The organism is Pseudomonas sp. DrBHI1, from assembly GCF_002205115.1.
Classification (GTDB): domain Bacteria; phylum Pseudomonadota; class Gammaproteobacteria; order Pseudomonadales; family Pseudomonadaceae; genus Aquipseudomonas; species Aquipseudomonas mosselii.
On record NZ_NIBE01000127.1, the window covers coordinates 67,895 to 82,190 of the forward strand.

A 14,296-nucleotide genomic window follows, 5' to 3' on the forward strand; every position below is an offset into this window, starting at 1 on the left:
TTAGTGGTGGTGGCCGCAGTCCGGGCCGTGGACGTGGTCGTCGTCACCGGCGACGTCGGCCGGTTCCATTTCCAGTTGCAGGCTGACCAGGTTGGTGGCCATCGGGCGCAGCAGCAGGTTGGCGTACTCGGTGTCGTCTTCCTCGACATCGACGCCGATCAGCAGCTGGCCGCGGCCGTCCTGCTGGATCCACACTTCCTTGCCTTGCCAGACCACGGCAAAACGGGTGCAGGAGGTTTCCAGCTGGGTGCCGTCTTCATCTTCCAGAATCAGGCGCAGGGCGTCGGACATTGCAATTTCTCTCTATCAAGGTTGGCGTTGGAACGGATACACCGAACCCAGCTTGAGGATCTGGGTCAGTTCATCCAGGGCCGTGCGGCATTCCACCAGCAACTGCGGGTCGGCCAGGTCCGCTTCGCCGAGGCGATCGCGGTAATGCTTGTCGACCCACTGCACCAGGGTGTCGTACAGCGAGGCGGTCATGATAACGCCTGGATTGACCGCCGCCAGTTCGTTTTCCTTCAGCGCCACACGCAGACGCAGGCAAGCCGGGCCGCCACCGTTCTGCATGCTCTGCTTGAGGTCGAACACCTTGACCTCCTTCACCGGACCGCCCCGGCTGGTCAATTGACTCAGGTAAGCCCAGACGCGCTCGTTGTTGCGGCACTCTTCCGGCACCACCAGCAGCATCGAACCGTCCTCGCGGCTGAGCAACTGGCTGTTGAACAGGTAGGAACGCACCGCGTCCTCCACCGTCACTGCCGCGCGCGGCACGCAGATACCCTGGAAGTTGCCACCCTTGCTGGCCAGTTTAGCCTGCAACTGGCCGAGCACCGCGTGGGTCTCGAGGAAGGCGTCTTCGTGGTAGAACAGCACCTCGCCGTTGCCCACCGAGATCACGTCGTTGTGGAACACGCCCTGGTCGATCACCGCCGGATTCTGTTGAGCGTAGACCACGCCATCATCGCTCAGCCCGTGCAGGCGAGCGACAGCCTGGGAGGCTTCCAGGGTCTGGCGCGCCGGATACTTCTGCGGCGCGGGATAGCGGCTGTCGAAGGCGCTGCGGCCATAAACGAAGAACTCGACGCCGGCCTCGCCATAGGCGCGGCAGAAGCGGGTGTGGTTGGCCGCGCCCTCGTCACCGAACTGGGCCACCGCTGGCAGCGCCTCATGGTGGGCGAAGACCTTGTCATCGCTGAACATGGCGCCCAGCACACGGCTGGTGGTCGGGTGCTCGATGCTGCGGTGGTACTTGCAGTTGAGGTTGGCGGCGGTGAAGTGCACGCGGCCATCGGCAGTGTCGGCGCTGGGGCTGACGGTGGCGGCGTTGGCCACCCACATGCTCGAGGCCGAGCAACTGGCGACCAGCAGCGGCATGGCTTCCTTCGCGGCGCGCTGGATCACTTCGCCGTCGCTGCCGGTGAAGCCCAGGCGGCGCAAGGCGGCCACGTCCGGGCGCTCCTGCGGGGCCAGCACGCCCTGCTTGAAGCCCATTTCCATCAGCGCCTTCATCTTCGCCAGGCCCTGGCGCGCCGCCTCGCGCGGGTTGGAACCCTGCTGGCTGTTGCTCTGCGAGGCCACGTTGCCGTAGGACAGGCCGCCGTAGTTGTGGGTCGGCCCCACCAGGCCATCAAAATTCACTTCAAAGGATTTCATCGGCAAGGCTCCGAGACCGGTTGTTATAGGGTGACGCCCGGCGTCAGGGTCGCCGGCAGTGCAAGGCTCGCGGTCTCCAGCGAAGCCACGGGGTAGGCGCAGTAGTCCGCCGCGTAGTAGGCGCTGGCGCGGTGGTTGCCGCTGGCGCCGACGCCACCGAACGGCGCGCTGCTGGCGGCGCCGGTCAGTTGCTTGTTCCAGTTGACGATGCCGGCGCGGCTGCGCAGCCAGAAGTGCTGGTAGCGGGCATTGGAGTCCGACAGCAGGCCGGCGGCCAGGCCGTACTGGGTGTTGTTGGCTTCCTCGATCGCCGCATCGAAGTCGGCGTAGCGGATCACCTGCAGCAGCGGGCCGAAGAACTCTTCGTCCGGGCGCTCGGCCACGGCGCTGACATCGATGATGCCCGGCGTGAGCAAGGCCGCGTCGGCCTGCGGCTGGGTCATCTCCAGCAGCGTCACCGCGCCCTTGGCGAGCAGGTCGGCCTGGGCCGCCAGCAGCGCGCGGGCCGCCTGCAGCGATATCACCGAGCCCATGAATGGCGCGGGTTGCTGATCGAAGGCACCCACACTGATGTTGCGGCTCACCTCGACCAGGCGCTGGATCAGCGCGTCACCCCAGGCGCCCTGCGGCACCAGCAGGCGGCGGGCGCAGGTGCAGCGCTGGCCGGCGGAGATGAACGCCGACTGGATGATGGTGTACACCGCAGCGTCCAGGTCCTTGACCTCATCGACAACCAGCGGGTTGTTGCCGCCCATTTCCAGGGCGAGGATCTTGTCCGGGCGGCCGGCGAACTGCTGGTGCAGCAGGTTGCCGGTGCGACTGGAACCGGTGAAGAACAAGCCATCGATACCCGGGTTAGCGGCCAGCGCGACGCCGGTATCGCGAGCGCCCTGGACCAGGTTGAGCACGCCGGCCGGCAAGCCAGCCTCGATCCAGCACTGCACCGTCAGCTCGGCGACCTTCGGGGTCAGCTCGCTGGGCTTGAACACCACGCAGTTGCCGGCCAGCAGCGCCGGAACAATGTGCCCGTTGGGCAAGTGGCCGGGGAAGTTGTACGGGCCGAACACCGCCACCACGCCATGGGGCTTGTGCCGCAGTACGGCGGTGGCGTCGGCCAGCGGGCCGCTCTTCTCGCCGGTGCGCTCGCGATAGCTTTGCACCGAGATGGCGACCTTGTTGACCATGCTGGTCACTTCGGTAGCCGACTCCCACAGAGGCTTGCCGGTTTCCTCACCAATGCAGCGCGACAACGCCTCGGCATTGGCCTTGAGCTTGTCGGCGAAGGCCTCCAGCACACTGATACGCGCTTCCAGGCTCAGCGAAGCCCAGGCCGGGAACGCCTGGCGGGCGGCCTGCACGGCAGCTTCGACCTGGGTGGCGTCGGCGCCCTGCCCTTGCCATATCACCGCCTGGGTGACGGGATTGAGCGACTGCAGGGTTTCACCCTGGCCGGCCAGCCAGTGGCCGGCGATGTAATGCGTGTTCATTTACTGGGCCTCCCGACCGGCGGACAGCGGCACGGCGCGGACATTGTCGCCGGCGCCCAGGCGCAGGCGCTTGGCAGTCTGCGGATCGACCACCAGGGTGCCTGCCGCCAGGCGCGCCGGTGCGGCGGTGATGCGGCAATCTTCGCGCTTGCGGTTGTGAATGATGTAAGGGGTGGCGTCGTCACCCGGGGTGCCGACGGCCAGTACCAGGGTCTCGCTGTCACGCACGGCGCGGATCTTCGAGGTCTCGCACTCGATGGCGGGACCTGCGTCGAAGATGTCGACGTACCCCTGGTAGTTGAAGCCTTCACGCTTGAGCATGGCCAGCGCCGGCTCCGTGTCGGTGTGCACGCGACCGATGACGTTGCGCGCCGCTTCCGAGAGGAAGCAGGTGTACAGTGGAAACTTGGGCATCAGCTCGGCGATGAACGACTTGTTGCCCACGCCGGTCAGGTAGTCGGCCTGGCTGAACTCCATCCTGAAGAAGTGCCGGCCCAGGCTCTCCCAGAAGGGCGAACGGCCTGCCTCGTCGGACATGCCGCGCATCTCGGCGATGATCTTGTTGCCGAACAGCTGCGGGAACTCGGCGATGAACAGCATCCGCGCCTTGGACAGCAGACGACCATTGAGACCGCTGCGGTAGTCGCTGCGCAGGAACAGCGAGCACAGCTCGGAGTTGCCGGTCAGGTCGTTGGCCAGGAACAGCGTGGGAATCTCGCGGTAGATGTTCAGCTCCTGCGAGGCGCTGACGGTCAGCCCGACCCGATAGTTGTACCAGGGCTCACGCAGGCCGACGGCACCGGCGATGGCGCTGATGCCGACCACCAGGCCTTCGTCGTTCTCCAGCACGAACAGGTAGTCGGTGTCGCCGCGCTCGGCTTCGCCGCGAAAGCTCTTCTCGGCCCAGCCGACGCGCTGGCCGAGGCGCTCCTCGTTGGCGGGCAGCGTGGTCAGCCCGGTGGTGCCGGTGCTGCGGGCCAATTCGATCAGCGCGGGTAAATCGCTGCTGCGTACAGGACGAACGATCATGCTATCTCCTTGTGCGGCGGTCTGTGCCTGCCGCGAAACTCTCTGTTGCGGCGGTTCAGACCGCGACCAGGCGCACGCTGGCGCCTTCGCCGACCCCCAGGGCCTCGGCGGCTTCGCCGCTCAGGCTGACCGGCTTGCCCGGCACCCAGTCCAGCTCCAGCAGCACGGCGCGGTAATCCTGCAACTGGCCGTTGCACACCAGGTACGGACGGCCACCCTTGACCGGCGTCTGGTCGAGCTTGACCGGCACCACCCGGCTCTGGGCGATGGAGCGGATACCCGAGGCGCGGGCGTGCAGGGTCGGGCCGCCGTCGAAGATGTCGATGTAGTGCTCGGTCTCGAAGCCTTCGCGCATGAGGATGTCGAAGGTGATCTGCGCCCGCGGGTGCACCTGGCCCATGGCTTCCTGTGCCTGGTCGGCCAACAGCGGCACATAGATCGGGTAGTGCGGCATCAGTTCGGCGAGGAAGGTGCGGCTCTTGAGGCCGCAGAGGCGCTCGGCGTCGGCGTAGTTGAGGTCGAAGAAGTTGCGGCCGATGGCGTCCCAGAACGGCGACTCGCCCTGCTCGTCGCTGTAGCCGACAATCTCGGTCACCACCGAGTCGGCGAAGCGCTCAGGGTGCGCGGCCATGAACAGCAGGCGGCCGCGGGAGTTGAGCTCGGCGAAGGCGCTGCTCACCAGCTCCGGCACCACGTAGAAACTGGTCAGCAAGCTGTTGCCGGTGAGGTCGTGGCACAGCGACAGGACGTGGATCTTGTTGTGGATCTTCAGCTCGCGGGAGGCGTGCACGAAGGTCTCGTTGCGAAAACTGTAGAACGGCTCGGAGTAGCCGGCCGAGGCGACAATGGCCGAGCAGCCGACCAGTTTGCCGGTGGCGCTGTCCTCGAGCACGAAGAAGTAGCTCTCCTCGCCATTGAAGCTGACCTCGGCGGCGAAGGAGGTTTCCGAGGCGGCGATCTTGTCGCCCAGGCGGCCGGCGTCATCCGGCAGCGAGGTGACACCAATGGGGCTGTCGGCAGCCATGCGCTGCACTTCGTTCAGATCAGCCATTTGCGCGGGGCGCATCACCAGCATGGTGTCACTCCTTTCGGGAAAGCGCGCCGATCACATCGGCACGGAAAAACGGCGGGCACGCGCCACCACCTGCAAGCAGGTGCCCGCACTGGAATTCAGGTATCGCCGGCCCCGTCTGGAGGCCGGCGAAGGGCGATCAGCCCTTGGTCAGTTTTGCCACGGCACGTTCGAAACGATCCAGGCCTTCGTCGATGTCGGCATCCTCGACCACAAGGCTCGGGGCGAAGCGCACCACGTCGGGACCGGCCTGCAGAACCATCACGCCCTCCTTCTCGGCGGCGTTTAGAATGTCCTTGGCCTTGCCTTTCCAGGCCTCGCTCAGCACGCAGCCGATCAGCAGGCCGACGCCACGCACCAGGGTGAACAAGCCGGTTTCCTGGCCGATCTTCTCCAGACGGGCCTTGAAGCGCTCATGCTTGGCCTTGATGCCTGCCAGGGTTTTCGGGGTGTTGACCACATCAAGCACGGCGCAGGCGACGGCACAGGCCAGCGGGTTGCCGCCGTAGGTAGTGCCGTGGGTGCCGACGGCCAGGTGCTTGGCCAGGTCACTGGTGGTCAGCATGGCGCCGATCGGGAAGCCGCCGCCCAGGCTCTTGGCGCTGGTCAGGATGTCCGGGGTCACGCCGTAGTGCTGGTAGGCATACAGCGAGCCGGTACGGCCAACGCCGGTCTGCACTTCGTCGAAGATCAGCAATGCGTTGTGCTCATCGCACAGCTTGCGCGCGCCTTCCAGGTAGGCCTTGTCGGCCGGGACCACGCCGCTCTCGCCCTGGATCGGCTCGATGACCACGGCGCAGGTCTTGTCGGAAATCTGTGCCTTCAGCGCTTCCAGATCGTTGTACGGCACGTGGCTGATGCCGGTGATCTTCGGACCGAAGCCGTCGGAGTACTTGGGCTGGCCACCGACGCTGACGGTGAACAGGGTACGACCGTGGAAGCTGTTCACGGTCGCGATGATCTCGTGCTTCTCCGGGCCAAAGCGGTCGTGGGCGACGCGACGGGCCAGCTTGAAGGCGGCCTCGTTGGACTCGGCGCCGGAGTTGCAGAAGAACGCGCGCTCGGCAAAGGTCGCGTCCACCAGCTTGTGCGCCAGGCGCAGGGCCGGCTCATTGGTGAACACGTTGGAGACGTGCCAGAGGGTGTTAGCCTGCTCGGTGAGCGCCTTGACCAGCGCCGGGTGGCAGTGGCCCAGGGCATTCACGGCGATGCCGCCGGCGAAGTCGATCAGCTCGCGACCGGTCTGGTCCCAGACTCGGGAACCCTCGCCTCGTACAGGAATGAACGCCGCCGGGGAGTAGTTGGGAACCATGACCTGGTCGAAATCGGCACGTTGCACCGGGGCTTGCTCAACGGACATCTGAGTCTCCTGAAGAGGAACGCTGGCCTGGAAGTGGCGAGCGATGAGGGGATTGTAAGGACTGATTGGCGCCTGTCCTTGCTGCCAGGCGACAACTTGTTACAGCGCCAAACCGTGTTTTCACGCGGTTTTCGGCAATGCGACAAACAGTGTCGCAATCGCGCAGTGTAACGGGAGGACGGGGTGTCGGGGAGATGCCCGGCGAGAATTGGGTGAACGGGTGTTCACATATATAAACCCCATCGCGGGGCAAACCCTCTCCCACACACAGCGCAAGCCGTGGGAGCGGGCCCGCCCCGCGATAGCGTCTTCGCAGGAAGGAAGGTCTTCAGCCCCGCTCGGCCGGCGCCGAACTCAGCTCGAATGGGCTGCTGCTGCGCCGCTGGTTACGGTCTTCACGCGGCGTGGCGCCAAAGAAGTTGCGGTACGCACTGGAGAAATGCGGCCCCGAGGAGAACCCGCAGGACAGCCCGATCTGGATGATCGACTTGCTGGTCTGCATCAGCATCTGCCGTGCCTTGTTCAGGCGCAGCTCCAGGTAATACTGACTGGGCACTCGATTGAGGTACTGCTTGAAAATCCGCTCCAGCTGGCGACGGGACACGCACACATGCTGGGCGATCTCGTCGGTGGTCAGCGGCTCCTCGATATTGGCCTCCATCAGCAGCACCGCCTGGGTGAGCTTGGGATGACTGGAGCCCAGGCGATTCTGCAGCGGAATGCGCTGGCGCTCGCCGCCTTCACGGATACGCTCGACCACCAGCTCTTCGGACACCGCGCCCGCCAGCTCCGCGCCATGATCGCGCGCCAGCACCGCCAGCAACAGGTCGGTCACTGCCATGCCACCGCAGGCCGTCAGGCGGTCACGGTCCCAGTCGAACAGATGACTGGTGGCGATCACCTTGGGGTAGCGCTCGGCGAAATCATCCTGCCAACGCCAGTGCACCGCGGCGCGGTAGCCATCGAGCAGGCCCAGCGCCGCCAGCGGGTACACGCCGGCGGACAGGCCACCGATCATGCAGCCGCTGCGCGCCAGTTGCTTGAGCGCGGCGGACAGCGACGATCCAATTGTCACCGGCGGCTCATCGGCCAGCAGGAACAGTTTGTGGCAACCCTCGAGACGACCGTTCCATGCCTCGCCCGGCAAGCGCCAGGGGCCCTCCTGCCCGGCTTCGGCCTGCAAATAGCTCAACTCGTAGACCACGTCCGGATGCACCCGCTGGGCCACCTGCAGCACCTCTTCAGCCAACGCCAGGGTCAGCGGCTTGGTACTTGGCCAGATGAGAAAACCGATTCGCTGGGTGGTCATAGGGCGTGGTCCGAAACCTGGAAGGAAGGGTTCGCGCTTGTGGCGCCAGGGCATGCCGCGCGGATGGCGCAGCATGCCCCATTAGGGTGCAAATGTGCAGCGATTACTTCAAGCTGCCGGAAAGGAACTGCTTGAGGCGCTCGGACTGCGGATTGACCAGCACCTCGCGCGGGCAGCCGCGCTCCTCCACCAACCCCTTGTGCAGGAACACCAGCTGGTTGGACACCTCGCGGGCAAAGCCCATCTCGTGAGTGACCACGACCATGGTGCGGCCTTCCTGGGCCAGCGACTGCATGACCTTGAGCACATCGCCCACCAGCTCCGGGTCGAGCGCCGAGGTCGGTTCGTCAAACAGCATCACCTCAGGCTCCATGGCCAGGGCGCGGGCGATGGCCACGCGCTGCTGCTCGCCGCCGGACATGTGGCCAGGGAAGGCATCCTTGCGATGGGACACGCCGACCTTCGCCAGGTAGTGCTCGGCCTTCTCCAGCGCTTCCTTCTTGTTCACCCCCAGCACGTGCACCGGCGCTTCGATGACGTTCTCAAGCGCGGTCATGTGCGACCAGAGGTTGAAATGCTGAAACACCATCGACAGCCGCGAGCGCATGCGCTGCAGTTGTTTCGGGTCGGCGGCCTTGAGCGCGCCGTCCTTGCCGGCCACCAGCTTGAGCTCTTCGTTGTTGAGCAGGATCTTGCCCGCGTGCGGCTGCTCCAGCAGGTTGATGCAGCGCAGGAAGGTCGATTTGCCCGAACCGCTGGAGCCGATGATGCTGATGACGTCGCCTGCCTTGGCTTCGAGGGAGACGCCCTTGAGCACCTCATGGCTGCCGTAGCGCTTGTGCAGGTCTTGGATTTGGAGTTTGTACATGCTGTCGGATCTCACAGAGCGGTCAGTGCTTGCGCGGCGCCAGGTAGCCGAGCCAGCGGCGTTCGGCCATCTTGAACAGGCGCACGAGGATGAAGGTCAGGCACAGGTAGAACACGCCCGCCGTGATGTAGGCCTCGAAAGGCAGGTAGTACTGGGCGTTGACCGTGCGCGCGGCACCGGTGATGTCGATCAGGGTGACGATCGACGCCAGGCTGGTGGTCTGCAGCATCATGATCACTTCGTTGCTGTACTGCGGCAGCGCCCGGCGCAGCGCCGAAGGCAGGAGAATGCGGCGGTACATCTTCATGCGCGACATGCCGATGGCCTTGGCCGCCTCGATCTCGCCGTGAGGCGTGGCCTTGAGGCTGCCAGCGATGATCTCGGCGGTGTAGGCGCTGGTGTTGATGGCAAAAGCCAGGCAGGCGCAGAAGGTCGCGCTGGACAGCCACGGCCACAGGAAGCTTTCGCGCACCGCCTCGAACTGGGCCAGGCCGTAGTAGATCAAAAACAGCTGCACCAGCATCGGCGTGCCGCGGATCACGTAGGTGTACAGCCAGGCGCTCATGTTCACCAGCGGCTGCTTGGAGACGCGCATCAGGCCCAGCGGAACAGCCGCCAGCAGACCGAACAGCAGCGACAGCGCCAGCAGCTTGAGGGTGGTCAGCAGGCCGCCCAGATAAAGCGGCATGGCCTCCCAGATGACGTTGTAGTCGAAGATCATAGTTCAGCCGCCTTGACGCCCACCGAGTAGCGCTTCTCGAGATACTTCAGCGCCAGCAGCGAGACACTGGTCAGCACCAGGTACAACGCCGCCACCGCGAGGAAGAAGGTGAAGGGTTCGCGGGTGGCGTCCGCCGCCTGCTTGGCCTTGAACATCATGTCCTGCAGGCCGACCACCGATATCAGCGCGGTCGCCTTGGTCAGCACCAGCCAGTTGTTGGTGAAGCCAGGGATCGCCAGACGGATCATCTGCGGCACCATGATGCGGAAGAACACCTGGACACCGCTCATGCCATAGGCCGCGCCCGCCTCGGCCTGCCCCTTGGGAATACCCAGGAAAGCGCCGCGGAAGGTTTCCGAGAGGTAGGCACCAAAGATGAAGCCCAGGGTGCCGATGCCGGCGACCAGCGGGTTCAGGTCGATGTAGTCGTCATAGCCGAGCAGCGGCGCCACCCGGTTGATGATGTCCTGGCCGCCGTAGAAGATCAGCAGGATCAGGACCAGGTCAGGGATGCCACGGATCACCGTGGAATACAGATCCCCCAGCCAGGCCAGCCAGCGCACCGGCGACAAGCGCAGCGCGACGCCGATCAGGCCGAGGACGATGGCCAGGGCCATCGACGACAGGGCGAGCTGCAGCGTCAGCCACGCCCCATCGAGGATGACTGCCCCATAGCCTTTCAACATGATTCGAATTCCTCAGGGCTTGGGAATGAAAAATGGTGCAAACCTCAGAGATTCTGCTGTTTGCACCATTGCACAGGTGAAACTCGAGGGCTTACTTCGAGTCTGGACCGTAGATATCGAAGTTGAAGTACTTCTTCTCGATTTCTTTGTATTTGCCGTTGGCGCGGATAGCGTCGATGGCCGCGTTAATGCGCTCGGCGTTGGCGGTGTCGCCCTTGCGCACGGCAATGCCGACACCGTCACCGAAGTACTTGGTATCGGTGAAGGCCGGGCCTACGAAGGCGAAGCCCTTGCCGGCGTCGGTTTTCAGGAAACCGTCTTCGAGCAGGGTGGCGTCGGCCACGGTACCGTCCAGGCGACCGGCGGCGACGTCCAGGTAGATTTCGTTCTGGGTGCCGTAAGGCACGACGGTAGCGCCTTGCGCGCCCAGGACTTCCTTGGCGAAGCGATCATGGATCGAGCCGCGCTGCACGCCGATCTTCTTGCCCTTGAGCTCAACCAGGCTGTCGCTGACGGCAGTGCCTTCCTTCATGACCAGACGCGCCGGGGTGAGGTAGTAGCGCTTGGTGAAGTCGACCGACTTCTTGCGATCATCAGTGATCGACATGGACGAGAGGATGGCGTCGATCTTGCGCACTTTCAGCGCAGGAATCAGGCCGTCGAACTCCTGCTCGACCCAGGTGCACTTGGCTTTCATCTGTTCGCACAGGGCGTTGCCGATGTCGTAGTCGAAGCCGGCGAGGCTGCCATCGGGTTGCTTGAAGGCGAAGGGTGGGTAGGCGGCCTCGATACCGATCTTCAACGGCTTCTCATCGGCCTGCGATACCAGGGAAAACACGGAAAGCGCCAGGGCGCCAAGCAGTGCGAGCTTCTTCATCAGGTAACTCCATCGGTACGGGGCAATACAAGGCAGTTGTAACGGCTGCCCGATATGCGAATGGGTACAGCGCGAGCCGCGCAGGTTTCGACCAAGGTCGCAGACCACGAGCGAGTGAGTGGCATTCTAGCGACAGCCCGGTGGTCGATATTTCTTCAAAGCGACAACTAATTACAGAAGCGCCAGGAACCGCGGCGGGCGATATTGACAGCTCCTGCGAGATATGCAAGAGCAAAAGAGAAATAACCTATACCCAAAGCAATAAGCGGGCCCATTATTGGCAAAGCCTTGTATTCCGGCAAGTGCAGCGTGCGACCCCGCACAAAATGCTCGCAGCAATGCACTCAAATGGCACGCGAATGTTTCCACAAGCCCCGCATTTGGGCGAAATCGGTGACAGCCAGGGTTACCGATGGATGTCGGAGTAACAGTCGGTATCAGTAAAGCAAAAACCCCGCCGGGCATGGGCGGGGTTTTTGCTGATGACCGTATCGCGGGAAAGGTCCACCCCCACGATTGCGATGCTTCAACTCAAGCGGTGGCCAGGCTCATCGCCTTGTGGGTGTCGATCAGGTGCTGCACCACCCCTGGGTCGGCCAGGGTGGAGATATCACCCAGCGCATCGTACTCGCCGGTGGCGATCTTGCGCAGGATGCGGCGCATGATCTTGCCCGAGCGGGTCTTCGGCAGTCCCGGTGCCCACTGGATCACATCCGGCGAGGCGATCGGGCCGATCTCCTTGCGCACCCAGTTCTTCAGCTCCTGGCGCAGTTGCTCGCTCGACTCCTCGCCGGCGTTGAGGGTGACATAGACGTAGATACCCTGCCCCTTGATGTCGTGCGGCACGCCCACCACGGCCGCCTCGGCGACCTTCGGATGCGCCACCATCGCGCTCTCGATCTCAGCGGTACCCATGCGATGCCCTGAGACGTTGAGCACATCATCGACACGGCCGGTGATCCAGTAGTAGCCGTCTTCGTCGCGGCGGGCACCGTCACCGGGGAAGTACATGCCGCGGAAGGTCTTGAAGTAGGTGTCGACGAAACGGTCGTGGTCGCCGTACAGCGAACGCGACTGGCCCGGCCAGGAGTCGAGGATCACCAGGTTGCCCTCGGCGGCGCCTTCGATCAGGTTGCCCAGGTTATCCACCAGCGCTGGCACCACGCCGAAGAACGGACGCGTCGCCGAGCCCGGCTTCAGCGCGGTGGCGCCCGGCAGCGGGCTGATCAGTACACCGCCGGTCTCGGTCTGCCACCAGGTATCGACAATCGGGCAACGTTCCTTGCCGACGGTCTTGTAGTACCAGTTCCAGGCCTCGGGGTTGATCGGCTCACCCACCGAGCCCAGCAGGCGCAGACTGGAGCCATCAGCACCGGCCACCGCCGCCTCGCCCTCGGCCATCATGGCGCGAATGGCGGTCGGCGCGGTGTAGAGGATATTGACCTTGTGCTTGTCGACGATCTTCGACACCCGGGTGATGTCCGGGTAGTTCGGCACGCCCTCGAACAGCAGTGTGGTGGCGCCATTGGCCAGCGGGCCGTAGACGATGTAGCTGTGGCCGGTGACCCAGCCCACATCGGCGGTGCACCAGTAGACCTCGCCCGGACGGTAGTCGAACACGCGCTCGTGGGTCAGCGCGGCATACACCAGGTAACCGCCGGTGGTGTGCAGCACGCCCTTGGGCTTGCCGGTGGAACCGGAGGTATAGAGGATGAACAGCGCCTCCTCGGCGCCCATCTCTTTCGGCGCGCAGTGGCTGGAAGCAACCTTCATCAGGTCTTCGTACCAGATGTCGCGGTGCTGGTGCCAAGCGATGTCGCCACCGGTGCGCTTGCACACGATGATCTTCTGTACGCTGTTGGTTTCAGGGTTGGTCAGGGCCAGGTCGACATTGGCCTTGAGCGGGGTGCGACGGCCACCGCGCAGGCCTTCGTCGGCGGTGATCACCACTTTCGACTTGCAGTCGATGATGCGCCCGGCCAGCGCCTCCGGCGAGAAGCCGCCGAACACCACCGAGTGGATCGCGCCGATGCGGGCACAGGCCAGCATGGCGACCACGGCCTCGGGGATCATCGGCATGTAGATGGTCACCACGTCACCACGGTGCACGTCCTGGCCACGCAGGGCGTTGGCGAACTTGCAGACCTGCTCGTGGAGCTCGCGATAGGTAATGTTGCGGTGTTCGGAAGGGTCGTCGCCTTCCCAGATGATCGCCAGCTGGTCGCCGCGCTCGGCGAGATGGCGGTCTAGGCAATTGTAGGAAACGTTCAGAGTGCCGTCGGCGAACCACTTGATGTCGACATGGTGGTCGTCGAACGAGGTCTGCTTGACCTTGGTGAAAGGCTTGATCCAGTCCAGACGCTGGGCCTGCTCGCGCCAGAAGCCGTCCGGGTTGATCACCGATTGCTGGTACATGGCCTTGTAGGTGGCCTCGTCGGTCAGGGTACTGGCCGCAACCTCGGGACGAACGGGATACAGTGGAGCCGCACTCATCTGTGTTACCTCGGTGTAATAGTTGTTTTTGTATGGAACCGTTTGTAACTGTACCAGAGCGGCCAAGACCATTCGACGTTGGTAGTAACACGACGGGTCGTCGACCTACTGATCGGGCGCGACCGCTCTAGTACATGGCATGCAGCCATCGTCGAGAGGAAAAGACAGGGTTTCGACGGGGATTGTTACAGATTCTGTCAAAAGACTTTATCAAAACCCCCTCTGTTTCAGCCGTGGGCGCCCCCCCTAAAATTCATCTCGCCAGCAACGGCAACGCGATTAACTTGGTAACAGCCCCCACGCAGGCAGCGTTAATCCGTATCTCATCCCGATAGTTGAAACTTGCTGTACTCGCGGCGCCATAAGCGCCGCGTGCCCCCTCACGACCTTAGACAGGTAACTTGAAAATGAAAGCTTTACTGGTATTGGTACTTGGCGGTTTTTGCGGCGCGGCATTGGCCGGCGAAGCAAAAGATGTCGAGCAGATTCCGGTTGAACAGTACAGTTATTCGCAGCACCTGGACATCGCCCGCGTCATCTCCATGAGCGAAGTGCCAAATGTCTGCGAAGTGGTGCCGGCCCGTATGACCTACGAGGACTCCCAGGGCCAGAAGCATATTCTCGAATACCGCGTGATGGGGAACGGTTGTTCCAACGGCTGAGGCGACCGCGCCAATCTCAAGCCTTGCGCGATCCCTGTAGGAGCGGCCTTTTGTCGCGAAAGGGCCGCAAAGCGGC

Annotated in this window: 13 protein-coding genes; 1 reads left to right on the forward strand and 12 read right to left on the reverse strand. The window is 63.9% G+C overall.

The window, feature by feature from the left end:
• From CC207_RS23715 to acs, 12 genes are all read right to left on the reverse strand, one after another.
• Positions 1 to 291: a hypothetical protein gene (locus CC207_RS23715; RefSeq protein ID WP_011534960.1), complete on the reverse strand. Its 291-nt coding sequence runs from the start codon at positions 289 to 291 to the stop codon at positions 1 to 3.
• 15 nt (positions 292 to 306) lie between these two features.
• The gene (gene astB, locus CC207_RS23720) at positions 307 to 1,656 is read right to left on the reverse strand and encodes an N-succinylarginine dihydrolase (RefSeq protein WP_062360657.1); all 1,350 of its coding nucleotides are present in this window, start codon (positions 1,654 to 1,656) and stop codon (positions 307 to 309) included.
• A 23-nt stretch (positions 1,657 to 1,679) separates the two neighbouring features.
• Positions 1,680 to 3,143 carry a succinylglutamate-semialdehyde dehydrogenase gene (gene astD, locus CC207_RS23725; RefSeq protein WP_028691064.1) on the reverse strand — a complete coding sequence of 488 codons (1,464 nt, stop codon included), beginning with the start codon at positions 3,141 to 3,143 and terminating at the stop codon, positions 1,680 to 1,682.
• The gene (astA, locus tag CC207_RS23730) at positions 3,144 to 4,172 is read right to left on the reverse strand and encodes an arginine N-succinyltransferase (RefSeq protein ID WP_028691065.1); all 1,029 of its coding nucleotides are present in this window, start codon (positions 4,170 to 4,172) and stop codon (positions 3,144 to 3,146) included.
• 55 nt (positions 4,173 to 4,227) lie between these two features.
• Entirely contained in the window at positions 4,228 to 5,247 is a 1,020-nt protein-coding gene (gene aruF, locus CC207_RS23735) for an arginine/ornithine succinyltransferase subunit alpha (RefSeq protein WP_028691066.1), read from the reverse strand.
• 136 nt (positions 5,248 to 5,383) lie between these two features.
• Entirely contained in the window at positions 5,384 to 6,604 is a 1,221-nt protein-coding gene (locus tag CC207_RS23740; protein ID WP_088852871.1) for an aspartate aminotransferase family protein, read from the reverse strand.
• A 328-nt stretch (positions 6,605 to 6,932) separates the two neighbouring features.
• Complete coding sequence (gene argR / locus CC207_RS23750; RefSeq protein ID WP_028691068.1) at positions 6,933 to 7,913, reverse strand: transcriptional regulator ArgR; 981 nt, start codon at positions 7,911 to 7,913, stop codon at positions 6,933 to 6,935.
• Between the two features lie 103 nt (positions 7,914 to 8,016).
• Positions 8,017 to 8,781, reverse strand: a complete 765-nt coding sequence (locus tag CC207_RS23755; protein ID WP_023630946.1) for an ABC transporter ATP-binding protein — start codon at positions 8,779 to 8,781, stop codon at positions 8,017 to 8,019.
• Between the two features lie 22 nt (positions 8,782 to 8,803).
• Positions 8,804 to 9,502, reverse strand: coding sequence for an ABC transporter permease (locus tag CC207_RS23760; protein ID WP_050706737.1), 699 nt, complete (start codon positions 9,500 to 9,502; stop codon positions 8,804 to 8,806).
• Complete coding sequence (locus CC207_RS23765) at positions 9,499 to 10,188, reverse strand: ABC transporter permease (protein WP_028691070.1); 690 nt, start codon at positions 10,186 to 10,188, stop codon at positions 9,499 to 9,501. The genes CC207_RS23760 and CC207_RS23765 overlap by 4 nt, the downstream gene beginning before the upstream one ends.
• A 91-nt stretch (positions 10,189 to 10,279) precedes the next feature.
• Positions 10,280 to 11,065 carry an ABC transporter substrate-binding protein gene (locus CC207_RS23770; protein WP_028691071.1) on the reverse strand — a complete coding sequence of 262 codons (786 nt, stop codon included), beginning with the start codon at positions 11,063 to 11,065 and terminating at the stop codon, positions 10,280 to 10,282.
• 531 nt (positions 11,066 to 11,596) lie between these two features.
• Entirely contained in the window at positions 11,597 to 13,558 is a 1,962-nt protein-coding gene (gene acs / locus CC207_RS23775) for an acetate--CoA ligase (protein ID WP_088852872.1), read from the reverse strand.
• Positions 13,559 to 13,965: 407 nt separating this feature from the next.
• Between acs and CC207_RS23780 the strand changes: the two genes are divergently transcribed.
• Positions 13,966 to 14,220, forward strand: coding sequence for a DUF2790 domain-containing protein (locus CC207_RS23780; RefSeq protein ID WP_023630669.1), 255 nt, complete (start codon positions 13,966 to 13,968; stop codon positions 14,218 to 14,220).
• Positions 14,221 to 14,296 lie beyond the last annotated feature (76 nt).

What these genes read in the sequence shown, in the direction of transcription:
- CC207_RS23755 (WP_023630946.1), bottom strand. Translation starts at nt 8,781, where the DNA reads ATGTACAAACTCCAAATCCAAGACCTGCACAAGCGCTACGGCAGCCAT.
- astB (WP_062360657.1), bottom strand. Translation starts at nt 1,656, where the DNA reads ATGAAATCCTTTGAAGTGAATTTTGATGGCCTGGTGGGGCCGACCCAC.
- CC207_RS23770 (WP_028691071.1), bottom strand. Translation starts at nt 11,065, where the DNA reads ATGAAGAAGCTCGCACTGCTTGGCGCCCTGGCGCTTTCCGTGTTTTCC.
- aruF (WP_028691066.1), bottom strand. Translation starts at nt 5,247, where the DNA reads ATGCTGGTGATGCGCCCCGCGCAAATGGCTGATCTGAACGAAGTGCAG.
- CC207_RS23740 (WP_088852871.1), bottom strand. Translation starts at nt 6,604, where the DNA reads ATGTCCGTTGAGCAAGCCCCGGTGCAACGTGCCGATTTCGACCAGGTC.
- argR (WP_028691068.1), bottom strand. Translation starts at nt 7,913, where the DNA reads ATGACCACCCAGCGAATCGGTTTTCTCATCTGGCCAAGTACCAAGCCG.
- CC207_RS23715 (WP_011534960.1), bottom strand. Translation starts at nt 291, where the DNA reads ATGTCCGACGCCCTGCGCCTGATTCTGGAAGATGAAGACGGCACCCAG.
- astA (WP_028691065.1), bottom strand. Translation starts at nt 4,172, where the DNA reads ATGATCGTTCGTCCTGTACGCAGCAGCGATTTACCCGCGCTGATCGAA.
- acs (WP_088852872.1), bottom strand. Translation starts at nt 13,558, where the DNA reads ATGAGTGCGGCTCCACTGTATCCCGTTCGTCCCGAGGTTGCGGCCAGT.
- CC207_RS23765 (WP_028691070.1), bottom strand. Translation starts at nt 10,188, where the DNA reads ATGTTGAAAGGCTATGGGGCAGTCATCCTCGATGGGGCGTGGCTGACG.
- CC207_RS23760 (WP_050706737.1), bottom strand. Translation starts at nt 9,502, where the DNA reads ATGATCTTCGACTACAACGTCATCTGGGAGGCCATGCCGCTTTATCTG.
- CC207_RS23780 (WP_023630669.1), top strand. Translation starts at nt 13,966, where the DNA reads ATGAAAGCTTTACTGGTATTGGTACTTGGCGGTTTTTGCGGCGCGGCA.
- astD (WP_028691064.1), bottom strand. Translation starts at nt 3,143, where the DNA reads ATGAACACGCATTACATCGCCGGCCACTGGCTGGCCGGCCAGGGTGAA.